Raw genomic sequence first — 636 nt, forward strand, 5'->3', positions numbered from 1 at the left:
AAATCAAACCAGACGATGACAAAACCAACGCGCAAAAAGAGGTTACACGCTAATGAAGATGGATCCCTCTACAGGTAAAAACCGCGCCTTGTTTGAGCGCTTCCATATCGACTTGCCCCTCCTACTCGGCATCTTTGCTTTAATGGGTTTTGGTCTTGTGATCATGTACAGTGCCAGCGGACAAAGTTTGGAGATGATGGATCGCCAAGCAATGCGCATGGTATTGTCTCTTGTCGTGATGGTGGTTCTGGCTCAACTTTCTCCACGAACGTATGAAAGCCTGGCGCCACTAATGTTTGTTGCCGGTGTAGTTTTACTATTTGGCGTACTGTTCTTTGGTGAGGCCTCGAAAGGTGCGCAACGCTGGCTCAACCTAGGCTTTGTTCGATTCCAACCGTCCGAATTACTCAAACTTGCGGTACCGTTGATGGTTGCGCGCTATATCGGTCGCCAACCATTACCACCAACATTCCGAACGCTGATTGTTGCGCTAATCATGGTGTGCTTACCAACGATTCTTATCGCGAAACAACCAGATTTGGGAACGTCGATTCTGATTGCGGCTTCAGGTATTTTCGTTATTTTCCTAGCAGGCATCAGTTGGAAGATCATCGCAGCGGCTGCCATTGCCTTAGG

The 636-nt window shown here is 48.3% G+C and carries 1 protein-coding gene; it reads left to right on the top strand.

Going from position 1 to position 636, the window contains the following annotated elements:
- Window positions 1-52: 52 nt before the first annotated feature.
- On the top strand, window positions 53-636 hold a 584-nt coding region (locus R7040_RS27470), incomplete at its 3' end, for an FtsW/RodA/SpoVE family cell cycle protein (protein ID WP_318097742.1).

It is taken from the genome of Vibrio sp. 1069 (assembly GCF_033340555.1).